Origin of the sequence: Simiduia sp. 21SJ11W-1 (genome assembly GCF_024138675.1) — a bacterium.
Taxonomy (GTDB): Bacteria; Pseudomonadota; Gammaproteobacteria; order Pseudomonadales; family Cellvibrionaceae; genus Simiduia.
The window spans coordinates 3,307,838-3,333,078 of sequence record NZ_CP090959.1 but is presented as its reverse complement, the minus strand read 5'-3'; the positions used below and the strand labels follow the sequence as shown (position 1 = coordinate 3,333,078).

21 protein-coding genes are annotated in these 25,241 nt (G+C 47.7%); 10 read left to right on the top strand and 11 right to left on the bottom strand.

The window, feature by feature from the left end; genetic code table 11:
• Window positions 1-12 precede the first annotated feature (12 nt).
• Genes L1F30_RS14590 through L1F30_RS14545 form a run of 10 tightly spaced genes read left to right on the top strand, consistent with a single transcriptional unit; the run spans window position 13 to window position 12,960 of the window.
• On the top strand, window positions 13-630 hold the full coding sequence (locus tag L1F30_RS14590; RefSeq protein WP_253357234.1) for an XrtA/PEP-CTERM system exopolysaccharide export protein: 618 nt from the start codon (window positions 13-15) through the stop codon (window positions 628-630).
• Window positions 631-662: 32 nt separating this feature from the next.
• Window positions 663-2,171 carry an XrtA system polysaccharide chain length determinant gene (locus L1F30_RS14585; RefSeq protein ID WP_253357232.1) on the top strand — a complete coding sequence of 503 codons (1,509 nt, stop codon included), beginning with the start codon at window positions 663-665 and terminating at the stop codon, window positions 2,169-2,171.
• On the top strand, window positions 2,171-3,430 hold the full coding sequence (locus tag L1F30_RS14580) for a hypothetical protein (RefSeq protein ID WP_253357230.1): 1,260 nt from the start codon (window positions 2,171-2,173) through the stop codon (window positions 3,428-3,430). Before L1F30_RS14585 ends, L1F30_RS14580 begins: the two co-directional genes overlap by 1 nt.
• Window positions 3,431-3,447: 17 nt before the next feature.
• Window positions 3,448-4,743 carry a hypothetical protein gene (locus L1F30_RS14575; RefSeq protein ID WP_253357228.1) on the top strand — a complete coding sequence of 432 codons (1,296 nt, stop codon included), beginning with the start codon at window positions 3,448-3,450 and terminating at the stop codon, window positions 4,741-4,743.
• Between the two features lie 21 nt (window positions 4,744-4,764).
• A complete protein-coding gene (locus tag L1F30_RS14570; protein WP_253357226.1) occupies window positions 4,765-7,407 on the top strand; it encodes a tetratricopeptide repeat protein in 2,643 nt (880 codons plus the stop codon).
• A 10-nt stretch (window positions 7,408-7,417) separates the two neighbouring features.
• Entirely contained in the window at window positions 7,418-8,467 is a 1,050-nt protein-coding gene (locus L1F30_RS14565; protein ID WP_253357224.1) for a GNAT family N-acetyltransferase, read from the top strand.
• A gap of 12 nt (window positions 8,468-8,479) precedes the next feature.
• Window positions 8,480-10,009 carry an oligosaccharide flippase family protein gene (locus L1F30_RS14560; RefSeq protein WP_253357222.1) on the top strand — a complete coding sequence of 510 codons (1,530 nt, stop codon included), beginning with the start codon at window positions 8,480-8,482 and terminating at the stop codon, window positions 10,007-10,009.
• Window positions 10,002-10,967: a glycosyltransferase gene (locus tag L1F30_RS14555; protein WP_253357220.1), complete on the top strand. Its 966-nt coding sequence runs from the start codon at window positions 10,002-10,004 to the stop codon at window positions 10,965-10,967. Before L1F30_RS14560 ends, L1F30_RS14555 begins: the two co-directional genes overlap by 8 nt.
• A 1-nt stretch (window position 10,968) precedes the next feature.
• Window positions 10,969-11,694: an aspartyl/asparaginyl beta-hydroxylase domain-containing protein gene (locus L1F30_RS14550; protein WP_253357218.1), complete on the top strand. Its 726-nt coding sequence runs from the start codon at window positions 10,969-10,971 to the stop codon at window positions 11,692-11,694.
• A 12-nt stretch (window positions 11,695-11,706) separates the two neighbouring features.
• Window positions 11,707-12,960: an O-antigen ligase gene (locus tag L1F30_RS14545; RefSeq protein WP_253357209.1), complete on the top strand. Its 1,254-nt coding sequence runs from the start codon at window positions 11,707-11,709 to the stop codon at window positions 12,958-12,960.
• Here the strand turns inward: L1F30_RS14545 and L1F30_RS14540 are convergent.
• The 11 genes from L1F30_RS14540 to L1F30_RS14490 all read right to left on the bottom strand — a co-directional run bounded on the left by L1F30_RS14540 (window position 12,948) and on the right by L1F30_RS14490 (window position 25,108).
• Window positions 12,948-13,946, bottom strand: coding sequence for a DUF1080 domain-containing protein (locus L1F30_RS14540; RefSeq protein WP_253357207.1), 999 nt, complete (start codon window positions 13,944-13,946; stop codon window positions 12,948-12,950). The genes L1F30_RS14545 and L1F30_RS14540 overlap by 13 nt on opposite strands.
• Window positions 13,947-14,071: 125 nt before the next feature.
• A complete protein-coding gene (locus L1F30_RS14535; RefSeq protein ID WP_253357205.1) occupies window positions 14,072-15,244 on the bottom strand; it encodes a glycosyltransferase family 4 protein in 1,173 nt (390 codons plus the stop codon).
• Complete coding sequence (locus tag L1F30_RS14530) at window positions 15,241-16,182, bottom strand: ATP-grasp fold amidoligase family protein (RefSeq protein ID WP_253357203.1); 942 nt, start codon at window positions 16,180-16,182, stop codon at window positions 15,241-15,243. The genes L1F30_RS14535 and L1F30_RS14530 overlap by 4 nt, the downstream gene beginning before the upstream one ends.
• Window positions 16,179-17,261 carry a glycosyltransferase gene (locus L1F30_RS14525; RefSeq protein ID WP_253357201.1) on the bottom strand — a complete coding sequence of 361 codons (1,083 nt, stop codon included), beginning with the start codon at window positions 17,259-17,261 and terminating at the stop codon, window positions 16,179-16,181. Before L1F30_RS14525 ends, L1F30_RS14530 begins: the two co-directional genes overlap by 4 nt.
• Window positions 17,258-18,244 (bottom strand): polysaccharide deacetylase family protein, encoded by a 987-nt coding sequence (locus L1F30_RS14520; protein WP_253357199.1) that lies wholly within the window; start codon window positions 18,242-18,244, stop codon window positions 17,258-17,260. Before L1F30_RS14520 ends, L1F30_RS14525 begins: the two co-directional genes overlap by 4 nt.
• Window positions 18,244-19,140: a glycosyltransferase family 2 protein gene (locus L1F30_RS14515; protein WP_253357197.1), complete on the bottom strand. Its 897-nt coding sequence runs from the start codon at window positions 19,138-19,140 to the stop codon at window positions 18,244-18,246. Before L1F30_RS14515 ends, L1F30_RS14520 begins: the two co-directional genes overlap by 1 nt.
• Window positions 19,128-20,471, bottom strand: a complete 1,344-nt coding sequence (locus L1F30_RS14510) for a phenylacetate--CoA ligase family protein (RefSeq protein WP_253357195.1) — start codon at window positions 20,469-20,471, stop codon at window positions 19,128-19,130. The genes L1F30_RS14515 and L1F30_RS14510 overlap by 13 nt, the downstream gene beginning before the upstream one ends.
• Complete coding sequence (locus L1F30_RS14505) at window positions 20,465-21,601, bottom strand: glycosyltransferase (protein WP_253357193.1); 1,137 nt, start codon at window positions 21,599-21,601, stop codon at window positions 20,465-20,467. Before L1F30_RS14505 ends, L1F30_RS14510 begins: the two co-directional genes overlap by 7 nt.
• A gap of 6 nt (window positions 21,602-21,607) precedes the next feature.
• Window positions 21,608-22,747 (bottom strand): glycosyltransferase family 2 protein, encoded by a 1,140-nt coding sequence (locus L1F30_RS14500; RefSeq protein WP_253357191.1) that lies wholly within the window; start codon window positions 22,745-22,747, stop codon window positions 21,608-21,610.
• The gene (xrt, locus tag L1F30_RS14495) at window positions 22,738-24,132 is read right to left on the bottom strand and encodes an exosortase (protein WP_253357189.1); all 1,395 of its coding nucleotides are present in this window, start codon (window positions 24,130-24,132) and stop codon (window positions 22,738-22,740) included. Before xrt ends, L1F30_RS14500 begins: the two co-directional genes overlap by 10 nt.
• 232 nt (window positions 24,133-24,364) lie before the next feature.
• Complete coding sequence (locus L1F30_RS14490; RefSeq protein WP_253357181.1) at window positions 24,365-25,108, bottom strand: PEP-CTERM sorting domain-containing protein; 744 nt, start codon at window positions 25,106-25,108, stop codon at window positions 24,365-24,367.
• Between the last annotated feature and the right edge of the window lie 133 nt (window positions 25,109-25,241).

Sequence of the window (25,241 nt, the reverse complement as noted above, 5' to 3'; positions counted from 1 at the left end):
TGAGGGCAGATTATGGCGTCTATCATCTATCGCTTGGCAATTATCGCAGGCCTGATTGTTCTGGCGGCCTGTGCCGGCAACCCGAAATCTGAGGCCCCGCCGGCTGCAGATGTGGGCAACGTGCAGGAATACCGCATTGGCGTGGGCGATGCGCTGCAAATCAATGTGTGGCGCAATCAGGAGCTTTCTCTGGCAGTGCCAGTAAGGCCCGATGGGAAAATCTCCATGCCCCTTGTGGGCGACATAGTGGCAGCAGGCCTTACGCCTATTGCGCTGTCTGAGAATATTGTTGCCGGGCTCAAAAATTATGTGCGCAACCCCCAGGTGACGGTAATAGTTGCCAACCCTAGCAGTTCGGATTTTCAGCGCAGGGTGCGGATTACCGGCGCGGTACAAGCGCCGCAATCTATTCCCTTTCGCGAGGGCATGACGGTGCTAGACCTTGTGCTCATTGCCGGCGGCGCTAACGATTTTGCATCGTCAAACAACGCTAAATTGTACCGGCGCGTAAACGGCGAGATGAAAATATACCCCGTGCGCCTGGACGACCTGCTTCACAAGGGGGATGTAAGCACCAACTACCCCTTGCAGCCCTCAGACATCGTAACCGTGCCTGAAAGAATGTTTTGATGGAAAGGCTTAAGGCCCAATGAGATACCTCCATGGATAAGGTTTACTTAAAAGAAATGCTCGCAGCCCTAAAGGCCGAGCTGATCCGCTACCGCGTTGCGGTGGTTTGTTTGTTTTTGCTTACCAGCTTTCTGGCGCTCGGTATTGGAATGCTGTGGCCCAATAAGTACACAACCAGTGTGGTGCTTTATTCGGATGTCACCAATATTATTGAGCCACTCCTGAAAGGCCGGGCGGCGGTAACAGAGATAGATCGCTCCCAGCAGGCCCGTGAAATCATCTATGCGCGGGTAATTATGGAGGCCGCAGCAGAAGAAATTGGGCTAATAACCAAAGCAAGCCTGCCAGAGGAAAAAGATCGCGCCATCAAGAAGATTCGCTCAGGCCTGAAGGTAAAGCCAGATAAAAACAACTATTTTACCGTTAGTTACTCCGCAGAAACGCCTGATAACTCTTTTGAAACGCTGTATGCCATTACCTCTGCATTTATAGAAAACACAGAAAAGAAAAAGCGTGAAGAAAGCCTTGGTGCCTTTAACTTTATTGATGCCCAGGTGCAATCCTATAAGCGTCAGCTTGAGCTTGCTGAAGAGCGGCTGAAAGAGTTCAAATCAAAAAACCTAGATGGCACAGAGGCCTCTGTGTCTTCCCGCATGGCGCAGCTAAGGGTAGATATTGAAACCTTGGCCATAGGTATAGAGGAATCCCGTTCACGAATTAATACCATCCAGCAGCAACTCTCAGACGAAGGCCAATATTTAAAAACCAAAGGCCAGATTGAAGATCTGGTGCAGCGCAAGCAAGCCCTGAGTACGCAGCTTGAGCATATGCTGCTGAGCTACCAGGAGAATTACCCGGATGTGATATCCCTGAGGGGCCAGATTGCCGAGCTTGATGCACTTATAGATCAAACCAAGCAAAGTGGTGAAATCTATGGCAAAGACGTAGAGAACCCCTTGTATGAAGAACTGCGCAAACAGCTTTCACTCGCTGAGGTAGATTTGCGAGCCCAGGTTCGCCGCATGCAGTCGCTTGAGAAGTTGCTTGATCAAGAGCGAGACCGGGCACAACGTGTTGCCGCCAACCAGGCTCAGCTTTCAGAGCTTACCCGCGACTACAACGTTACCCGTGATGTTTATGAGGAAATGTTGCAGCGCAAAGAATCTGCGCGCCTTTCAATGACGCTGGATCAAGAGGGGCAGGGGGTTACCTACCGAATTCAAGATCCAGCCACCTTCCCGCTGGCGCCTGCAGGTATTCAATACCTGCACTTTGCTATAGCGGGGCCGGTGTTGGGCTTGTTGGCGCCTTTTGGCCTAATCATTTTACTGATACTGATTGATCCGCACTTCAGAAGTGCCAGGGTGCTGCAACAGCAATTGCCGCCCGAGATAGATCTTATTGGTGTGGTACCACACTACGACTCGCCCATAGCAAACCGCATATTGCGCAAAGACATCCTGCTACTGGTGCTGCTGTCTATCCTTTCTATGGCGGCCTACTGCGGATTAGCCATTTACTGGTATCGGATTGCGCTTTAATGGAAATCATGGGCCCGCCAAGTAAATCAGTACTGCCGGTAAGTGACAAGCTTACAAGCGAGGCGGATGCCATTCGCGTAGAGCGCGAATTTGCAACAGCAGATCTGGCCTTAAAGCGCGGCGACAGTGCGTTGGCCAAAAAAATGCTAGATAAATTACTAAAGCACCACCCCACGCACTTTCGCTCGCTGATGCTACAAGGTGCTATAGCCATTGGGCGCCTGAATTACGCCAAGGCGGAAATGTATGTTAGGGCCGCGTTAAAAACGCTGCCGGTGGAAAGCGTGATCAGCCTGGATAAAGCGGTAGCACTCACACAGTTGGTAAAGGTGTTAAGCGCACAAGGCAAGCACAATGAAGCTGCGGCTTTCAGAAAGATCTTAGGCGGGGCAGACGACAAATGCGATGCCTTGGTGGGCAGTAAGAAGGTGGGCGCTGATGCAATGCCTGCCAGTGAAACTAGGCCGCAGGTTAACGCGCCGCGTGCACTAACTCGCAATGAATTACCTTCAGAGGCAAGCAAGATGCTAAAAGAAGCCAATATCGCCACTACGCAACCCGGTGCGGTAAAGCGGATAGCCAGCTCCAACATTAAAGACATGGCGCCGGCCCCGCTCTGGAATCAAGATGAGCTACACGAGCGTAAAGTGGTGTACGTGGGCATGCGCCAGCGCGATGTTTTAAATGCATTCCGTGAAGTGCGTATTCGCCTGTTGCAAAAAAATACCAGCGATAACATAGTGGTATTGGTGTCTTCTTTAAAGGCTGCCGGCGGCGGTAGCTTTTTTGCATTTAATCTGGCTGCAACATTTGCACTAGACCCAAAGAAAACCGCCTTGTATGTAGATTGCAACCCCTATGATTCATCCGCAGAGCGCTATGTTAACGGTGTAATCAACTTTGGTTTGTCGCAATACCTCACTGATGACGAAATCACGCTAGAGCAGATCATCTACCCCTCGGGTGTAGAGCGGGTAAGAGTCATCCCAACCGCTGGCAGCAATGAGTCGGCGGCCGAGTTGTTTAACTCGGATCGGATGAAAACCTTCATTCAGGAAATTAAGGCTCGCTACCCGGATAGATTCATTATTTTGGATGCACCATCTGTAGAGTCTTCAACGGAGGCACGCATTTTGGCGCAGCACTGCGATATGGCGCTGCTATTGGTGCCGTTCGGCCGTGCTACACAAGATGAAGTGCTCTCGGGCATTGATGCCGTAGGCAGCAAACGCTTTGCAGGCCTGGTGTTTAACCACTGAATTCTTAAGGGGCGATTATGCGCATTGTTCAAACGGTTATATTGGGTGCAGCGCCACTTATGGTGGCGGCTGCATTTGGCCAAGATTCAGCGCCGCAAGAATCGCCTTTCAGTGCCTCGGTGGGCATGGGCACCCAACAATCAGATAACGCCCGCAAACAAGAAGCCAACGGCATTACAGAGCGCCAGGATGATTTCAATGCGGCCGTTGCTGCTAGCTGGCAAGGTGGCTGGTCTGCCTTTGAGGGCGAATACCGCTATGGCTATAAAAACTACTCAAAAGATTCACAAACCAATCGCAATACATTGGAGGGCCGGGCCGAGCTGCTATTAGGGCTTGCCAATGACCCTTTGTCGCTTGCCATCCGCCATTCCAATCAAGCTCAATACAATACGCCGGAAGATCTGGAGATATCAGATAATCTGGATGAAAAGCAGATTTGGGGTGCAGAGCCCACATTGCGCTTGGCACTTTCCAGGGTAGATACGCTGGCAGTGGCAGGCAGCTATGAAGACGTTAGCTACCGCTATAACGAGCTGCGTAACAGCGAGCGTGCCGGCGGCTCAGTGTATTGGAGCAGGCAGCTTTCCCGTACCGACATGATGCGGCTTACAGTGGGTACAATAGATGTAACCTACCCGAACAGCGAAACCAACAATTTCGAAAAAAGCTACGCACACCTTACGTACAGTGCGGCCTTGCGCCAAATCACCTACAGCCTAATGGCAGGGGTAAACCAGGCCACCTTTGAAGACTCAAGCGACACCATTAAATCGCCTACCTATCGCGCCTCTATAAGTTACCAAGGGGCGTTGCATACCTTAAGCCTAAATGCATCTCAAGAGTTTACCGATTCATCCTACGGTGCGGGCCTGGATCAAAGCCCAGTGCCCGGTAACCCGTCAGACGGCGTTGGGGTAGATCAAATAGAGCGCAAACAGATTGGCCTAACCTGGCAAACAACAGCACTGTGTACATTGTGTACCGCAAAGGTATTTCTGCAGGTGCGCGATGACAACTACCGTCGCCTTGATGAAGACAATACGCAGCCATCGGCAGGCCTTACCTTTGCGTACCGGCTAACCGAGGCGGCCAGTGTGTCGGCCAATTACACCCGCCGGCAAGAACAGTTTGATGCAGAATCAAAAAGCGATTTAAACCGTGATAACGCCGGCATCAGTTTTGATTATGGCTTTACCAAGAACCTTGATGCCAAGGCATTTTATACATACGAGCGGCGCCAATATGTAGATGGCGATGCAACCTATGAAGAGAATGTTGTTGGCGTATCAATGAACTACACACTTAAATAAGCACAACGGATTGGCACGCACATGAATACATTAGCGAAGTTCAAGTGGTTAGTAATTACCCTGGTTATCTCATTGGCTGGCTGCAGTAATGACGCAGAAGAAAACGCACAGAAATCAGCGCGTCACCTTAAATCTGCACAAGTATACGAAGCACAAGGGCAATACCGGGCTGCCATGCTGGAAGCGCGTAATGTGATTCAGCTAAACCCGGATGAAGAGCGCGGCCACTTGGTGCTGGCAAGAATATATAACAACATAGGCGCCTTTGGCCTTACCCAGAAGTTGCTTGAGGCCCGTAAAGACGCAGGCACGCTGGGCGCCGAGGCGAGCATTGAGCTAGGGTCTGCCTACCTTGCCAACAAAAAATTCAAATCAGCGATAGATGCCCTTACGGTGCAGCCGCAAGAAAACTACAGTGCAGAAAAACTGCTGGAGCGCCAGCGCTTGATGGGTGAAGCCTACCTCTACTTAAAAGATCAATCTGGCTTTACGGCTGTGAAAGCGGCCCTTGAAAACAACGCAGCACCTGAAGCCAAGGTAGTACAGTTATACCTGTCAGCCGCCGAAGCCCTTGCTGAAAACAAGCCAGATGAAGCCCAAGCGCACCTCTCTGCGCTACTTGAGGCAAACAGTACCCATTTTGATGCGCTTACGCTTGCAGGCGATATCGCGCTCTACTACAACCAGCTGGAAGACGCAGAGCGTGCCTATACCAAGGCGATGGCAAGTTTACCCACAACAGATGTAATGCTGGCCGACAAAGCATTTGTTTTACGGCGCCTTATAGATACGCTCACCCAGCTGGGCAGGTCTGCAGAAGCGTTTACCTATCAAAAGCTATTGGCAGATGCCAACCCGGGCAGCTACGAGGCCCAGCAAAAATTTGAAGAAGCGCTGGCGCTGTATACCCAGGGTGAACTGGACGCTGCTTCGGCAATTCTTAAAGAACTGCGAGAGGAATACCCGCAAGATAAAAATTCGGCAACCTTATTGGGGTTGGTTGCACAGCAGCAGGGCGAAAACGAGCTGGCGGCACAATTATTTGATGAGTTTGTAGATACAGAAACAGCAACCCCCACAGTGATTCAAGCGGCGGCACTTGCCAAGCTGAATTCAAAGCGCTCAGACGAAGCCATGGCGATGTTAAAGGCCGCGGTAGAGCAGCAGCCTAACAATGCCGGTGTATTGGCAACCTATGGGCTGGCGCTTGCCGAGCTTAAGAAAGATACCAACGAGGCCATGATCGTACTTGAGCGAAGCTTGGCGCTAAACCCGGATCAGCCCAGGCTTCGCATTGCCCTTGCCAAAATTCAGCTACAAAAAGGCAATACAGCCCAGGCTATAGCGCAACTTGAAAAGGCCAACACCGAAGCGCCCGAAGATTTTCTGGTGCAACAGGTGTACTACCGGACGCTGGCGGCCGACGGGCGCAAAGATGAGCTTAAAGAGGTTATTGAGCGCTACGCTGCCGAAAATCCAGATAACGCCAAAGCCCACTTTTTTCTGGGCTGGTTTGACTTAGGGCAAGAGCGCTTCGGCCCTGCACGCAAACATTTCGAGCGGGCTATTGCAAAAGGTGATGCCACAGTGCTGGGGCTTTCCTATGCAGGGCTTGCGCAAGCCTATGCGGCCAGCGGCCAGCTTGTAGAGGCAACCCAAGCCTGGGAAGACACAATAAAATCTAACCCGGCTGTATTAAAGGCCTACGGCCAGTGGCTAATCACCCTGCACCGCAGGGGCCAAATTGATTTGGCGCAAGCGCGTCTTGCAGAGCTGGATATCAATGAAAAATACTGGCAGCCAGATTATGCCATGGCGCGCCTCGCCTTCGAACAACGCGATCACACCAGAGCCCTTGCTTTGGCAGAGCAGGCGCTCGCCAAGAATGCACAAAATCAACAAGTTAAAAATCTTGCAGCAGAGGCCAGCCAGCTACAGGCCTTTGCCAAATATCAGGCCGGCGACGTGCAAGGTGCGAAAGCGGCCCTGTTGCGCTCTGCACAATGGATGCCTGAGAACGTTACCTACATTGCCAACCTCATTAAGCTAGAGCTGGATGCAGGCAACAGCGATGCAGCCCAACAAATACTGAACCAGTACAGCGGCAGCGAGCAAGACTCAGTAGCCAAGCACTACCTGCAAGGTAAAATTTTTGAACAAAAAGGCAACGCGCAGCAGGCGCTGGGCGCTTACCAAACCGCCTGGGGTATTAAGCCTAACGACCTAACGGCAGATGCCATGTTCGCTTTGCTTGTGAAATCCAGCGACGGCGGGGCCAGCTTTTTGGCCCAATGGCAGCAAGCCTTGCCTAAGTCGAGTAAGCCTGTGCTTTATAACGCCATGCAAAAGCAATCTGCCGGTGATATCAGTTCCGCCGAAGAGCTATACAACCGCGCACTGGAACTTACCCCTAACATTCCTGCAGCACTGAATAACCTGGCATGGATCTACCACGAGCGCGGCGACAAGCGCGCATTACCCACCGCAAGAAAGGCATTTGAGTTGGCCCCTAACAGTGCCGCCATTATGGATACCTATGCCTGGATGCTGGTAGAAAGCGGCGAGGTGCAAGAGGGCCACGCCATTTTAGAACAAGCTGTTGCACTGGCGCCGGATAACGCAGAAATTCAAGAGCATTTGAATGTAGCCAAGTCAAAGCTTTAAGTTGCCCGCTGTGCAAAACAACAACAACGCGCCGGTAGCTACTGGCGCGTCTTCATTTAAAGGGCGCGAGCATTATAGGGCGAGCCCCTTTCGTACAGTGGCATGGGCTAGTGCGTGGCTGGAAACCTATGGGCAGCAGCCAGGGGTAAAAATCTACGATATAGGTGGCCGTGGCCACCCGCTGGAAATGGTATACACAGCGCCAAGGCGATTAAAAAAAGTATTGCCAGTGCAATGCTTAGCCTTGGTAGGGTGTGGTTCAAGTGCACTTGCGTCACCAAGATCTGAATACAACTCACTCATTATTGCAAATGAAGTGGTGGGCCCAGAAGAGCTGCTAAAGCAAACGGCAGGTATTGCTTGGAATATGCTCGAGCTAACAGACTTGGATGTGCGCTTGTACCCGCCTGAAATGTTGAGCGAAGGCAGTAGAACTATTCACTACGAAAAAACCTACGCCGTAGCAGCTACAAACTTTGCCAAGTATAAGGCAAGTCTTAGTAAAAGCACGCGAGTACGTTATTTCAACAAACGAGATCGGCTGTTGGATGGCGGTAATTGCGAGTTTATATCTTACCCTTTGTGTGACCTAAGCAGTTTTATTGCGCAATTAAATAGCTTTCATCTGGCGCGTTGGGGTAGGCCCTGTTATTCCGGCTTGTCTATACAGATGATTACCAAGTTCCTGCACCGGTTTGTTGCCGAGGGTGGGGCTGTGAATTTAAGCGTGCTAAATGTTAATGCGCGTGCTGTTTCTGTATTGTTTGATATCGAATACAAAGGCGTGAGATACAACATCCAATCTGGGTATAAAGAAGATTTCCACCCGCAAATTAAATTAGGGTCTGTTCACTTGGGCTGGGGCATTGAAGAGGCGCTGTCAAAGTCTCTAGCGTACGACTGCCTGGCGGGTGAAGGGCGAGAGGCAAATTATAAGGCATCGCTCGCTAATACATCGGCAGAATTAGCCCATGCCAGGTTGTTTAAAGGCTGGATTGCGCGTATGGCGCCAGCATATAGGGCTTATAAACGAATAAAGCCAGATATTGAATTAAAGTAGGAAGCATACAAAGTGCAGTTAAGTACCTTTAGTTTGTTTATGCGCGGCTCTTCGTTCCGCGTATTGCAGACCCTGGTTGGAATCGCAATCGGCTTTTTGATGATGCCCTTTCTAATAGGCGCGTTAGGCAAAGAGGTGTATGGGCTGTGGGTGGTAGTTGGCAGTGTTGTAGGTACTTATTATCTGTTGGATATGGGGTTTTCGCAGGCAGTTACCCGCTTTGTAACAAAATATATTCACCAGCAGCGATATGAAGATGCTAATAAAATAATCAATACCGCTTTAGTGATTTATGCCGTATTGGGCTTGTTGGTATTGGCTGTATCTTGCGTTTTTGCATTTGTTGGAACAGAACGGCTGGTGGATGAGCCGCAGCACGTATCAATGGTTCAAATGGTCTTGCTGATAGCCGGGCTCCAGCTGGCCATTGAGTTTCCGTCAAAGGCGTTTCCTGGTGTTATTAGCGCCTATATGCGCTTTGACTGGGTCGCAAAAGTTAGAACTGTAAAAACCATAATCGACGCGCTTTTGATTTACTACTTCGTAAGCCAAGGGCACGGCATTATTGCTATGGCCTTGGTTGGCTTTGTTACAGGGTTATTGAGTACCGCAATCTATGTGGTAATGGTGAATAGGCTTTTTACACAACTTAAATACAGCAAAAGCCTTGTAAACAAAGAGACCTTGAAAGGGGTTTATTCATTCAGTAAATGGGTTTTCGTGATAGATCTTAACACCATGTTTAGGGATAAGCTGGACCTTTGGTTTATTGCCTATTTACTGGGGGCATCAGTTTTAACGGTTTATTACGTAGCTATTCGCCTGGTTGATTACGCCATTACGTTTCTAACGCAGGCAACCAGCATGACCGGGCCGATTTTTACTGAGTACTATGCAAAGCAACAGTGGGATCAGCTAAGGGAATCGCTAATACGTTTTATAAAGTTGGATGCCTTTCTTGCGGTAACTTGTTTTCTAGGCTTTGTGCTGGTGGGTGAGGTTTTCATTCTACTGTGGATGGGTGACGAATTCCCTGCCAGATCTGCATGGCAGTGTTTGATTATATTGGCCGCAGGGCGGCTAATGGTTTACATAACATCACCACTAATCAGCCTGCTAATGACCTTTAACAAGCATCGCTTCGGTGCAGTGCTTTCGATGGTTGAAACATCATGTGTGGCAGTGCTATGTGCCATTCTGGTTCCCCGGTATGAGTTGATCGGCGCAGCTGTTGCGGTCTCTCTGCCAACTTTAGTGGGTAGGTTGGTGGTGCTGCCTTGGTACTGTAATCGAATTTTTGCCTTCATGCATTACGGGTGGATGGCTAGATTGGTTGCATTTCTTGCTTTTAATGCTGCAGGTTTCACTGCGTTGTATTTAATATCGTCTTCCTATCTTACTGGGCTGGTAGAAGTCGCGATAGGAGGTTTGGGTTTAGTGTTTGTCTGCTTAATAGCTGGAAGCGTCTTATTGTCGAAATCAGACGTTAAAGAAATCAAGTTCCTGATAAGTAAGAAAAAGGCGGTGATTACTAATGGATAGCCCATTGGTTTCAGTAATAGTTCCAGCGTACAACGCCGAAAAATACATTGTTGAAACGCTCGACTCAATCGTTGCTCAGAAGTATTCCAATTGGGAATGCATAGTTGTTGACGATGGGTCTACCGATAATACATTGAGGCTCGTCAAAGAATATGGCGATGATAGATTTGTTTCATTAACGCAGCCAAATTCTGGTGGCCCTGCGAGGCCTAGAAATGTTGGTATTGAGGCCGCAAGGGGTGAGTACGTTTTCATTTTTGACTCTGACGATATTATGTTGCCGGGAAAAATACAAAAGACCCTGGCTGCTTTGCAGAAATATCCAAAAGCGGGGTTATTTTTTTCTAATTTTCAAGAAATTGATGAGGACGGAAGTGTCATTAAAAGTGACTTTCTAAAAGGTGAATTTGATTATTTTCACGAGAAAGTAAAATTCAAGAATGAGCCGGTTTTCATAGATGACGCATTATTGTTTGACTGTCTTGTGAGAAATAATTTCATTGGAACCTCGAGTGTATGTATACGACATGAATTGCTAGATCAAGGGTTTCGTTTTGATGAGGAACTAAAAAATTCAGACGATAGGTTGATGTGGTTCAATCTCTCAAAGCACCACGGAGCCGTTTTTTATCCTAAACCGTTGCATCAATATCGGAAGCGAGGTAGTAGCATTAGTGGCAAAGGATTTTTAGGGCGTGCTGAAAGCAAGATTAAGGCATTAAAAAAAGCTTTGTTATTGTGTGAATCAAAGCGTCAGGGGCGCATCATTATCCGGCAAATAGCATCTGACTACTCAAGCTATGCATATGCATTGCGAAAACAGGGCGATTTTAAAGAAAGTTTAAAAGCCGGTTTAGAGAGCTACATCACTCAGCCAAATACTGCCGCGTTGATTCATTGCTTAAAGGCACTGCTGGCAATGATGGGATTAAAAGAAAAGAGAGCGATTGGAGATTAGTATGAAATACTATGACATGACAGATGATTTTCCAGTCAAGTTCGACGTGGAAAAACTAGAGGCGGAGCTACAGCAGCTTGAGGAAGGTGCCTGGCTTGAACATTACGACCCAACGCTTTCCCGGGGGTGGAAATCTATACCCCTTGTTTCTAAGGGCGGTGAGATGGTAGGTGCTGAATCCCAGCGGGTTGCCCCCTACAGTGAAATGAAGCGCACAGCAATTTGTGAAAAGTTACCGTATATGACTTCAGTTCTGGATGCTTTTAAATGCCAGCATGGAAGAATTCGGATTACCCGGTTAGACCCAGGTGCCGGTATTAATATGCACCGTGATATAAGCGATGAAGTAGCCAATATTGCCTTTAAAAAGGTTCGCTTACACATACCGATCAGAACCAATCCGGGTGTGTATTTTTGGGTCGATAATGAAATTATTCGCATGGCACCAGGGCGACTTTATTATGTCAATTTCTCAAAGCGCCATTATGTAAGAAATGAAGGCGACTCACCAAGGTATCATATCGTTATGGATCTGGAAGTTAACGATTGGTTGGCAGGCTTTTTTCCTTCTCCGGGACTCGTTGATCACATTGTAAGAGCCGTAGATAGATTGCTTCTGCCAGTCCAATGGAAGCTGATTAATAGTAAGGTTAAGGCAAGTATAGTTTTTTGGCATTATTACAATGGCTCAAAGCTTCAGTCATTAAGGCAAAGGTTTAAGCATTAATCCGGAGGTTTGATGGAGCTTAGGAGTATTGCAGGCCTTGAAGTTCAAGGCTTTAATAGGAATGAGGAAGAGTCGCGATTCTTTGTGGTACTTACGGGTGTGTATATATTCACTTGGTACTTGCAATTAGGCAGCCGAATATCCATTCTTGACACCATAAGATTCGAGTTTTTACTAGGCTTATTTCTTTCCATAGTTTCGCTGTTCAGGCTGATGACAGGTCGAATGGCGGCAACGCCTTTGCGTGCCCCTGTAGTTACTTGGATTGTCCTGCTTGGCCTTTATACCCTGTTTTCCATTGATGTGAATAAATCTTGGGATGTGTTTTTTAATAGGGTAATTAAATTCTCCATGATGGCTTTGTTTATTTCAGTTTTTGTGAAAACAAAGTTCGGATTGACTGTAGTGCTCTCTGCTTTTTTGCTGGCGATGTTAAAGCTTGGACAAGAAGGTATGTTTGGTTGGCTGGGTGGAGGACTGGTTTGGCAGAACCAAGGAATAATGCGATTGCATGGTTCTACACTGATGTATCGTCATCCAAATTCATTCAGTGGAATGGCGGTCGGTTGCTTACCATTTATTTTTTATTTGTTTCCAGTCGTTAATAATATACGACGGTTGATACTGTTGGGGCTTCTTTGTTCATGTCTCGTAATAATTGTTTTCACAGGATCTAGAACCGGGTATGTAGCGACGGTATTTCTGGCAGCATACTTTTGGCGTGATCAGATTAGAAAATCGTTTGGCAAAGCAGTGCTTGTTTTGGCGTTAGTTATTCTCACAGTGCCATTCGTGATGCCAGAGCAATATAAGGAAAGATTTCATTCGATTTTCACTATGGAAGAGGCTGAAGGTGCTTCAGCATCTACTAGGCTTGAAATATTAGAGGACGCTTGGGCTGTCTTTCTTGAAAACCCAATGGGTGTTGGTGTATCTGCTTTTCCGACTGTACGGATGGAAATGTTTGGACGATTTCAAGATACCCATAATCTTTACCTTGAAATTCTGACGAACACTTCAATTTTTGGAGCGCTAGCTTTTGGTTTCTGGTTGCTTCGCATAGTTAGTTTAAATAGAAAAGTAATAAGTGAGAGTGACGATGAATTAATTAAAGCAATCGCAAAAGCTACAATAGCGTTTGTCTATGCAAGATTATTCTTGGGGGCATTTGGTATGGATGCTTATGAAATATATTGGTGGTTTGCAACGGGATTAACAGTGGCTGTATATAAAATAGCATCTGGTAATAGGAATCAACTTTCATAGTTTGGACAATAAAGGCAGTTAATTTTATGGCCATTTTCATTGACGTTTCCGTTATCGTCGAAAATATATATGTACAAGTCTTTGGAAAACCTGACTTTTGATGTCATGTAGGGAGCTGCCGTGATAACTGTGTCGCTCCAGCTTGTAATTGGTACTGGTTCGCTTACTGTCGTCGATGACCAAGTAGCTTCATTTGAAAGTTCGATACGTTTTTTAGTATTTCCTATATAAATGTCATCTAAATGAGTTTCCATGCTCCCATACGATGAGCTTCCATGGTCGAATCCAATTAACTGGACAAAAACAGGGTGGCCAATTCCGCTAGCAATTTTTGGGCAGTTACTTAAGTTGTGGAGTGACTTTCCGTTAACCCACACTTGCACTGTGTTGTTTGTTGTGTCAACGTAAAATTCATGTCTGTTCCATTCACCAGGAGCCCCAGACCAGTCCTTCCAAGATACTACGGAACCATCTCCGCATGTTAGATGCATTTGCGTCCAGGAAATTCTTGTTCCGGTTCCGTCTGGCTTATCCCAAATGCGAATAAACTTATTGGATCCCCCTTCTGCACTTGGGCTCATGCTGGGGCGATACCACCATGAAACATACATTTTTTGATCTAACGAGCCGTCAATATTGGGTGAACCAAGAATTGCTTTTTTACCGACCCCCCTATAATAGGCATCGGTTTTTCCAACTTTTGTTAAATTATTGTGTGCATATTCCATAGGATTACCCCATGGACTATCAGCAATATTCCATTTTTCATCGGCACCTGTTCCTACAAGGTCACCGCTATTGGCGCTTGTGAACGTGAATGAATTTTTAGTGTCATCCCAGAAGACCATTGGCGAGTCTGAGCCAAAGCCGTTCCCTTCAATTGTAAGCACATTGTCAGATATTGAAGCACTAGTTATAACGGCTTGGCTGTAAGCAACCATGGGGAATAAAAAAAATGCTGCGGAGATAAGTGATCTTGCTCGCATAAATTGTCCCGTGAATAACGTCGGTATGGATTCAAATCTTAGACAAGTCTAGCACTGAAGTCTGTGAAATATTTTTTCCTTTAATGATAAAAAGCACTGAATGTGTTGGTTGTCAATTATAACTGTTATAACAGTTCCCTCAGGGTTCGGTCTATTTTGAGGCATTCGTGCTCCCAGTTATAACGTTCTGCAACAGCTTTTTGGCCGTTGCGTCCGAAGGCACTTCTTAGATCTGGGTCTGATAACGTATGAAGAGCGCTGGCAATTGATTCGTCCGAGAGTGCTGTTTGAATGCCGCAATTTTCTGCCTTAATTATGCGCATTATCGGTTCAATATCGGTGCAGAGTACGGGCATGCCAGCTTTCATATAATCAAATATCTTGTTCGGAATCGTATGATCCCAGTGGGGGCATTTTCTGTAAGTGAGAGCACCAACATTAGCGTTATTAAAAATCTTTGAGGCTTCACTATGATCTAGCCAGCCATGCACTGTAATATTTTTTTCGAGATCAAGACTTTTAATCAGTGACTGTATGTACGGTATCTCTTCACCTTTACCGATGATGTCTAACTGTATCTGTAAGGTTTTACCATGTTGTCGAATAAATTCATGTATTCCGAAAATAAGTAAATCTAGTCCACGTAACTTGGTTACAAAACCCATATAGACGATGCGTAACTCATTCCCTTTATGAGATTTTTCTAAAAGGTTTGTTGTCGATGGTGTATTGCTAACAATTGACACTTTTTCTTTTGGTATGCCAAATGATAGGAGCCTTGATTCGGATTCTTCTATCATTGTCCAAGTATGATCTAGATACTTTAGACAAATGCGCTCTTTAAGAGTGGCTATAGTGGGGTTTTTAATTATCCATGTGGTTGGATTGTTTGATTCCTGGCAAATTGATTTATACATCAGAGGGTAGCATTCAGCCATGTCTAGTACGCATTTAATGCGCAGTGCTTTCGACGCTAGTATGGCAGCGGGTGCTAAAGGTAAGTCACGAACTACTATAAGATTGATTTTATAATCTCTGGCTGAGCAGTATATTTTGTATATCCATACCGGATTAAACCATAGGGCAAGTTGCAAGACTTTATTAATGATTTTTGGAAGTGTTGTAAAGTACTTTATGCGTAAAACATTAAGCTTTCCGATCTTTTCTTCACTTGGCTCGTTGTTATTGTTTCTGGCTAATATATATGACTCGTTTTCTTTGGAAAATTGTAAGGCGAGTTTCTCGATGCGAACATCCCATGGATATTCTTCTTTGTAGATTGTTAATATTTTTTTCATTGAAGGTTCTCTAGGGTGATTTTATCGCCTAATTCCTTATGGAACTTTTCAGGAGTTATTCTTTGATATCCTGAGGCGTGATAAAATGTAAGCTCGCCAAATAATATGCTCGTCCTAGTGTTGTATAGGTCTACTCGAACAGCGGGAAAGTCAGAAGATAATTTTCTTGCAGTTTCTAGCATCTCATCAAGGTTTGCTGGTTTTTCCACTTCGTGATTAGGCTTTTTGGGGTATTGTATTCTTGCGTCGATAGGAGTCCAGTCTTTCGTATATAGATGCCTGAAGTAGTTGCTGGTTTTGATGCCGTTCTCAACAGAATCTAGATCTACTGCAATTACTTCTGGCTCGCCATTAAAGCAAAAAAATCTGATGTCTGATGGTAGGCCGCCAGTTTCAGATTCCAGTAATTCTTCGATCATTATTCGGTTCTCTACATCTTTATATGCCCACTCTCTTCTTGCAGAAAAGAAGTTAATTTTTTTCCATTTGTCGAATTTTCTAGTGGCTTTATCCCAGCTAAAATTATCTTTATTCTGGCAGATGATGTTAAAACTTGAGCCGTTAGTTAGTTTTAGGATGAATTTTTCAGGTAGAGACTCTTTGTGTATTTCTTCAATAGAGTGATAAGGACCTTGCGCGGGTATTAATATGTTTTCGAGGCCTTTACTTTTTATATATTCCCTTACCTCCCATTTGTCTACGCATTTATTTAGTAATGGGTTTCTGTAGTTTAGCTTTAACCATTGTATTTTTTCATTGTAAAGTCTTGGGTTTTTAAGGTTTAAGCTTGATCCTGTCCTAAAAAGGTATTGAATTCTTAGGAATGTTTTGTCAGGTATTACTTTCTCGATAACTTTGTGACAGAAAAAATATATAGACTTTGCTGTTAGTTCTATATCTTCGTGCTTTCTCAACAGGTTCTTAATGTTTTTAATCATGATATTTTTTTGTAAATTGCTGTGTACTCAGAGGACATTGTTGAGCTGCTATAATTTCTTGCGGCTTTAATTTTTAAGGCTTTTGTAATGTTGCGTGATATTTCAAATCCATTAACATAAAAATTTATAATTGAATTAGCGATGTTTTCTGGTGATGGAGGGTGTGAGATGAAATAAGGATAATCCTGCCCGAGTAAATTTGGTAGGCCACCAACGCGGGTGCATATAATGGGTGTGTTAGAGTTTATGGCTTCTAATGATATCATTGGAAGTCCTTCGCTTTTGCTTGGCATGACGATCAGGTCGTAGTTTTTAAATTCCTTTGTCACGTTGTTTGTATAACCTTTAAGGGTTATACGTGGGGATAATCCCGTCGCATTAATTTCTTTGGATATAAATTCGTAATCAGGGCCTTCTCCGTAAATATCCAAGCTGATGGCTTGGATTTTTTTATTTACAATGAGTAGCGCCTTAGGCAGAAGGTTGGCCCCTTTTTCTTCCGACAACCTTCCGAAGTAAGCAATTTTGTATTTTATATCTTTTTTTTGTGTGTTCGATTCACTGTTGAATTCAATGCCATTGTATATGGTGCTTCTTGAGCGACTTCTCGGTGAGTTTTTTATTTTGTCAATATCGTTGACATATACAATGTGATCAAAAGTCTTAACCGCTATTCGGTCAAGCGCTTGATATAGCCAGCCTTTTGTAAATGGCTTTCTAGGAATGTAGCCATGTATTGTGGTTATTTTTTTTGACTTAAGTCCGCGGAGCTCTAAAAAACAAAATAAAATATTAAATTTATAGCCATGCGAATGAAATATATCGATTTTCTTTTCTTGTAGCGTTTCCAGCAGCAATTTAAAACCTTTGATGTTTAGTCCTGCTGACATGCGCCAAGCAAGGCAGGATATGCCTGCTGCATAACATGCCAATTCAATGGCTTTAGGCCCTTCATTTGGTACACCGCAGCTAACAATTAACGGATCTAGCCCCTGCTTGATTTGTTCTTTGCATAGCGTTAGCAGCATCTTTTCTGCGCCATACAGTCCCCCGCTGTCTATGAAGTGCGCGATTTTCATACATGCTCACCCTGCGGGTTTCCGTCGCGACTAATGCCGCTCACCATTCGCTTAAATAACGTAAATGACTTAGGTGCTGCCCAGCGGCCTTGATGGAATAGGTTGTTTCGGTTGGTTTTGGCCGGGTAAGCTACTAATCCATACCGGTATCCCTCTGAAGCTGCTTGCTGCTCGACTTGCTGATTGATGTCTTTTCTCATGCCGTTGGGGTAGCAAATGCCGTTTATCTTGCTTTCCATCTGTTCTTCAATTCTTTGCTTGGAGGCGCGCAGTTCCATAGTCAATTCATGGCTGTTGAGTGTGCTTAGAATTCTATGGCTAACAGTGTGGCTGCCGATTTCTAGGCCTGCCGCATGCATTTCCCGCAGGTTGTCCCAGGTTACTGCTTTGTAAAGTGTGCTGGGTGGGCTGTCTGTTGGTACGTTCAAGGTGTGCGCAAGGTTGTTTATAAACGCTATGCGCTCGTCGCTGGCAAGGCTCAGGCAGTGGCTGGCAATGGTATTCCAAGTGCTCTGTCTGTGCGGGTTTTGCAGAGAGAGGTGTTGGTTGCCGTTAAACAGTAGGCCCGGGTTTGCTGTAGTCCAAAGAATGTGTCTTAACAGATCGGGCCATAACCAGCACTGGTTGTCTATGAATCCCGTGGTTACATAGAGGCTCGCTGGTACCTGGTATTTTTTCAGAATTGGCCAGGCATTTTGGTAGAAGTCTGCATGGCCATCGTCAAAGGTTATGGCTATTGCGTTGTCGTCTGATGTGCCCTGTACGCGGGCCTGAATTAATTGATCAACTGGCTTGATGTTGAAGTGGCGCTTTAAGTAGCGTATTTGCTGCTCAAATTCCTTTGGCGTAATAGCCGGAATTTGCGGGTGATCAATAATCCGGTGGTACATCAATACTTTTTCGCGTTTGCGTGTTAGGTAGCGCAGGGCGCGGAACCCGCCTAGAGCCTCTGCGGCGCTGAATAGCGTATCTTTGCTAATCATTATGGTCGCCTTAAGGCTAGCTTTGCGAGTGATTTCCAGCCATACCAGTACCCGGGCGATAGGCTGATGCCTTTCAGAATGCTGGCCAGAGGCTCTTTTACCGTACCTTCTTGGCGAGCAATGATGTTGCCCTTGCCGATGTGCATATCGGCCCAAGCGCGCTTAAGTGACTGTTTGTCCAGCCGGCCTTGGTGCCTGCTTGAGAATTTTTTAAGAATCCGGAAGGCATGATCATAGCGGCCTCTATAATTTGTAGACATCTGGCCAGACCACTCTCTGTACACGTAGGTTTTGTCTGGTACATAGTCAAACTCCCAGTCGAGTGAGTATCTAAGCCATAGATCCCAGTCTATGCCCATTCTGAATTCTTCATCAAACATGCCGTTCTGCAGCACGCATTGCCTACGAATTACAGCCGTTCCAAACGGTACAAAATTTTTGTAAAGCAACTGCTCGGTCACTTTGCCGCGGTGCCGGGCGTAGGCTGGCGGCTTTTCGTAGCGGCTGTTGTGTTCATCTATGTGGCTTACTTCGCTATAAACCACACCTGTGCGCAGGTTGTTAAACAGCGGCATTTGCTTGGCAAGTTTGTAGGGCTCCCACAGATCATCTGCATCACAGAACGCAATGAAGTCACCCTTGGCGTTCCTCACGCCACAGTTTTTTGCTTTTGGCTGGCCTTGGTTTTTATTTCCAATGTAATGCACCTTTTCGTTGCCAGAAAACTGCTTCATTACCTTTGGGGTATCATCTTCAGAGCCGTCGTCTACTACGATTATTTCCAAATTTTTCCATGTTTGTGACAGAATCGATTCCACTGCCTGTGGCAGGTACTGGCCCATGTTGTAGGTGGCGATAACTACGCTTACCAGCGGCTCTTGTTTTATATTCGACATATTGAAAACCTGTACTTGCCGCTCGCTTCTTGCGGAATTTTGTCGGCGTCTTTAATGGTGAGTGCCACATCATCCGGGAAGACTTGCCTGAACTCCTGTAACAGCGCATTGTCTGTTTGGGCGTTGAACTCCGCCCCTTTTACGCGGTGAATTTTTATTTCATGCAAGGTGTCTTGTACCAGTTGCATTTGGGCAACGCCCGGTACTTTGGTTAGCGTGCGCTCCACCAGTGATACCCCGGCCACCTGGCCGCCATCTGGCTTTTTCAGGAAGTCTGCCACGCGGCCTTCAAGGCGCTCCAGTAGCGGTGTGGTACGGCCGCAGCTACATTGCCTGTTAGAGAGTGCGCCTACGTCTTCTACCCGGTAGCGCAGTAGCGGCATGCCGAAGTTGTTGAGGTCGGTTAAAACAAGTTTGCCCGCAGTGCCCGGTGCTGCGGGTGCGTTTGCGGCATCGAGCGATTCAACCACAAGGTGTTGAACATTAAGGTGCATGCCGTTGTGTTGTTCACATTCTACGGCTATCAACCCCACTTCCTCGCAGCCGTAGCGGTTGGTTACCTTGCAGCCCAGTGCCTGCTCTATGCTCTTGCGCTCATGGTTTAACAGCATCATAGAGGTGGCTACAACACCCACCGGGCGCACCGTTTGAATACCTTGCTCTAGTAAAAATTTTGCGAAAATGTAAATGGAGTGTGCATGCCCGAAAATTACCTGGGGTTTAAAGGCATGCCAGCGTGCTACAAATGCGCCCATGGATTGATTGTTTAGATCCATGGTGTCTAGAAAGATCATGCGATCTAGCAGCTGTGCCCGCAGCTTGGCCTTGGCTGTGGTGTATTTGGGTGGGTTGCCCCATACAGCGGCCACGCGATCGCCAATATGCCAGCCAGCCATACTGTCTGCGTACATTTGCCCTGCATTGCGCATGGCCTGGCAGTGCTCGTCGAAAAAGAGATTTAGCGATACACCCGTAGAGCCACCGGTTTTGGCGCGTGCAAGCTGCTGTTTGTTGGCGTTGCTTGCAATGAATTGATCTATGTTGTCGCGAATATCCGCCTTGGTGGTTACCGGCAGGGCTGTTAGGTCTGCTGGTGACCACACGCTTTCCGGGGTGTAGCCTGCTTCACGTAACAGGGGCCGGTACCAATCACTGTTGTGCCAGCAGTGCTGCAAAAGTGCGTTAAGGCGCGTTTGCTGTATGGCGGCCAATTGCTCTGGGGGCAGCCTGTCTTGCGCGTTCAATGCCCGGAATTCGCGCAGCCGTGTGCCGCCTTCTTTTTTATCCCAGGCGATATATGCAGCCTTGCCTATCCAGCGTGTGTTTAACACGGTGCCTTTACCCCTTGAGTAGCTGAATGCGATGCGCCGTAAAGTGCCAAGTGCTGGTTAATCATGTTATCTACAGAGAATTCTGTGTTAATGCGCTGTTGGCTGTTTGTTTTACAACTTTCGCGCAGCGCAGGGCTTCGGTGCAGCTGTAAAATAGCGTCTGCAATGGCCTCTACCCGGCCTTTTTCAACAAGCAAACCCGTCACTTCATGTTCAATGAGTTCCGGGTTGCCGCCTACATTAGTGGCGATGGCGGGCAAGCCTGCCTGCATATACTCCATTAAGGTGTTCGAAAGCCCTTCGGAATCGCTCACCAGCAGGCCTATGTCTGCTTGCGGCAAAAGCCGCCTGGGTTCGCGCACAGAGCCCAGCCAGTGCACCTGCTTTTCTGCCTGATTGGCGGCAAGGTGATTTTTTATGGCTGCAACGTAGTTTGCATCTTGCGGTTCCCCGGCGAGCGCAAGCTCCACCAGAATGCCCTGGCTGTTAAGCAGGGTAACCGCTTTTACGGCATCGAGTGTGCGTTTGACCGGCTTAACGTTGGCCACAAGAATCAGTTTTATGGCATCGGCACTGTTAAAAATGGGCGCCTGTTCGGCGGGGTTTTCATTGCTGTTAAAGGTATCTAGCCCGTTGTATATGACTTTGCATTGTGCGCCCAGAAGCCTCTCTTGCAGTGTTACGTGTTTGGCTACGGCTTGCGAGTTTGCAACTACGGCGTCGGTACGGGATCGAACGGCTTTAAACAGCCAGGCGGGCTTGCCTTGGTAAATTAACCCCATATCACGGCGAGAGGTAATAACGGTAAGTTTGGGGTGTTTTAAAAATGCCGGCGCCAGCAGGCAGCACTCCGGTAGCCAGGCGTGAATGGCGTCTACGTTTTCACGAATTAATTGGCCCCGCAAGTGGATCATTTTGCTAACGGTTTGCCAGCGCGCAAGCTTTGGAATGCCTAATGATGTAATGGTGCAGGGGAAATCCGTTAATGATTCAGTAAATGCAGTATGGCGTAGCAGCACCAATTTTACCGCATGGCCGCGTTCAACCAGCCCGCTTGCGAGCTTGTAAATTTGCCTTTCGCTACCGGCGGCAATGCTGTGCAGGGCATCGACCATGATCACAATATTCATGGCGGCTTATCCTACCCTTGGTTTCCAAATGACGATTTTCTCGCCCTTCAGGAAATTAATGAACGCCAGCAGGGCGGCTAGGTTAATCAGGCAGAAGTAGTGTGCAAGGCCAAGCCAGCGATTGTTAGCGCCCAGAAGGCCTGCATAAATAGCTGCGCCGTAAAACGCGAGTTGCGCAAAAAAGGCCAAGGCATAGAGTGCGCTTTGGCCGCTTAACAGTGCGCTGGTTAAAAACGCTAAAGCCAGCGGCATAAAGGCCAGGTAGCGCAGCAGCTTGTGAGAGGTAAGCTGTAGGCTGAATATGCCAAACCGCGCGGGGTTGAACAGGTGGCGCATATCCCAGAGGGCCCAGTAGGCCCGCAGTGAAACCCGCACCCGCATTCTGAATTCGGAATCGGCACTGTTCAGTGCTTCTTCATTCAATAGTGCTTCTGGGCAGAAGGCCACGCGTTTACCTTGGCTAACCACTTTAAGCGGCAACACAAAATCCGGTAGCTGGTCTGCGTTCATTGGCTGGTACAGGGGTGTGCGGATGGCATCTATGCCGCCGTCTACGCCCACCACAGAGCCGGTTTGGGTTTCCAGCGCGCGCAGGTGGTTTTCATATTTCATGTAGGCGCTGCAGCCATCACCCACCAGCGAGCCATCGCTGTTGGTGTATACCATTTTGCCCGTTACGTAACCGATGCTGGCATCGTCAAAACACTGTGCCAGCTTGGCAATGGCGTTTGGTGCGTAGTGGCTGTTGGCATCTGAAAATACCACCAAATCACTTTCTACCCGGGCCATGGCCAGGTTCAGCCCCGCAGTTTTGCCCTGCCGGGGCGATTGCCTGATAAGCGATACATTGTTGTGGATTTGCGCCAGGCGCTCAACAATTTCATCTGTGCCATCTTCGGATTCGTCAGAAACCACAATAATTTTCAGGCGCTCGGCGGGGTATTCCTGGCTTAATTTGTTTAATACTGTGGCTTCAATGTGGTCGGCCTCATTAAAGGCCGGAATAATCACAGTAACGCTTGGCGGCTCACTTTGCGTGCGCGCCGCTTGGTTGCCTTTAACCTTGGGTAGCAAGCGAAGTAGCAGGGGGTAGCCCAAATAGATGTAAAACAAAAGCGCAGCGCTTGCCCAGAATATCAGTTCCATTGTGTGCCCTTGAGCGTTATGGCCAATTCATTTGCATGTTGAGTAAGGGTGCCAAGGGCGTTAGTGCAGTTGGCTTGTGAGCAGCGCATACGTAGTGTTATCACGGCGAAATAATTTTGGCCCAGCAATGTGCTGGGTAGCTGGAGTAGCTTGGCTTTGGTATGCGAGGCTGTAGCAAATTCGCCTACCTGAAGCCATTGCAGTTGTGCAATTTTTGATTGGCCGCCTTTCTGGCGCAGAATGAAGGCGCTGCCCGCTGCTGGCAAGGCTTCTGGTGCTTGAGTACCGCTAATTTCCCAGACTTCTGTGTCATTCAGGCTACCCAGGTAAGGGGTAAGCTTTTGGCCTTTGGCGGTACGCTGATTGGTGCTGATGCTGATGTAAACCCCGTGCGTTGCCTGGTAAAGAAACTGCCGGCTTGCAGGCTCTGCAATTTTGCTGGGTGCCAAGTGCGCCGGTACGTCTGCCACAGGTATAAAATTTACCGGCACCACGGGTTCCAGTGCGGCGTTGTGCGTGGGCGAGGGTGAGAGCCAGTAAATAGCCGGCCCCGTAGCCAGTAGCAGCAGCGCCGCGCTGTAGAGCGCGTAGTGAGGTTGTGGGGCTTGCGCTGCACTGGCGGGCGGCTGGCGTTTCGCAACCGGTGCCATGTACATGGCAGGCAGGCACACAGCACCAAATAACAGCCAGCCAAACATGTCGTGCTCTTGCATGAGCGAGCTTTGCATTTCTGTAAAGTAGCCCACCAGTATCAATATAAAAATTCTTAACCAATTGCTGATAAGTGCAAGCAGCGCTGCCACCGCCATAATCGCAATAAAGCCGCGCTCTTTGTAACCATTGAGGTAGCTGATCAAGTAGCCCATGGCCAGCGCAATAATAAAGTAGCGCAAGCCCGAGCAGCCATCTGCAATAACGATGTGCCCAAAGGGAATAAAAATGCTGCTGCCGTCTATAACAGCCGGTATGCCAATAAGGCGCACCATTTCACCCACTACAAGGCCGCTAAGGGTTACCAGCAGGCCGTTGAAATGCTCCCAAAGGGTAATGGCAAAAACGGGCATAAGCAGTAAAAACCGCTGATGCCACGCTGTGGCAAAACCAAAAAGAAACGCCACGGCGAATGCAAGGCAGGCTATCAGTGCAAACTCTGCCAGCAGGTTTATGTCTAGCAGTGCAAATACGGCCCAAAGGCCTGCGCTAAGTACAAGGCATAAGGCGGCGAGATAGCGCTGGCCTTGAGTGGCCTGCGGATTAAACGGCAGCGCCTTGTAAAACAGGTATGAGAAAATCGCAATCAGCAGGTAGCCGTGGGAAAGGCCTTCTGTCCATTGGCTCCATTTATCGCCAAGGCTTAAAAAAGTGGGCGCGAAAAAAACAGGCATTGCCAGTAGCAACGCGAGCGGTGCGACGCCAGCCGGCGCCCTTTTTTGAGGCTCTGAGCAAGCTGTTATATTAACTTCCATGTGTTTAGCCAAGCTAAATTGACAGGCAATTCTACCTGAAAACAGGTGGCGTTTGTAGCTGGTGCGTGTGTGCAACTTGCGAGTTGGAAATAAAAAAGCGCCAGCGGTAGAACCGCTGGCGCTTAGCAGCTGTGGAGACTGCGTAAGATGTTTAGTTTTTCACGCGGCGACGCGCAGCACCTAAACCAAGTAAGCCCAAACCAAGTAATAAGAAAGTACCAGGTTCTGGGAGGCGGCCAACGGTAACATCGTCGATGCCCCAGCCGTCGTTGCCATTGCTGTTATTGAACGACAGCGTGGCACCCATGATGCTCATGCTGCTTTTAACAGATACGTAACCCATGTTGCCGCTGGCCAGGTACGGAGAAATCACGTAGGAATCTGAGTAAGTGCCGTCATCGAACATGAGCGTGAGCGTGGCGCCTACGTCAGAGGCATCGGCCATAAAGAAACCGAATGCATTCATGCCGGCGGTGGCCGGGTTGTCGAATGTCCAGGTTACTTGGCGCGCATCGTTGCTGTCTAGCCAGAGGTCCTGTGCATCGGAAGCCAGCGCTTCACGGCCGTATTCGCCGGTGCGTGAGCTTTCGATCATCAGGTGATTGTTGTGCAAGTTTGAGCCTGCCTGGCCTGCAGTAATCAGCGCAAAGGTACCCACATTGGTTGAGTAAGATGCCGCGTGATCTTCCCAGCTGTTTTGATCTGTTGTGCCGTAGGTGGGTGCTGTACCCAGGCTATTAAAATCTTCAACAACGGTTGGGCCTGCCAAGAACGCCATAAATGCTGCTTCGCCTGCGGCTGCGTTTGAGTTGTAGTTAACTACAACGCTTGCGCTAGCAAGTGAAGAGGCAATGAGTGCGCCGCTTGCAAGGGCGGTTTTGATAAGGCCTTTCATGATTGATCCTTCCTGTGGACGCAAAATGTTTGGTGCGTTAAATAAACTAGTTTTACTAGCTTACAAACCTTAAGAGCAATAACCGGGCCATGGGTGCTAAGCTATTGATTTGCAAGGTTGTGCGCCAAGTTTT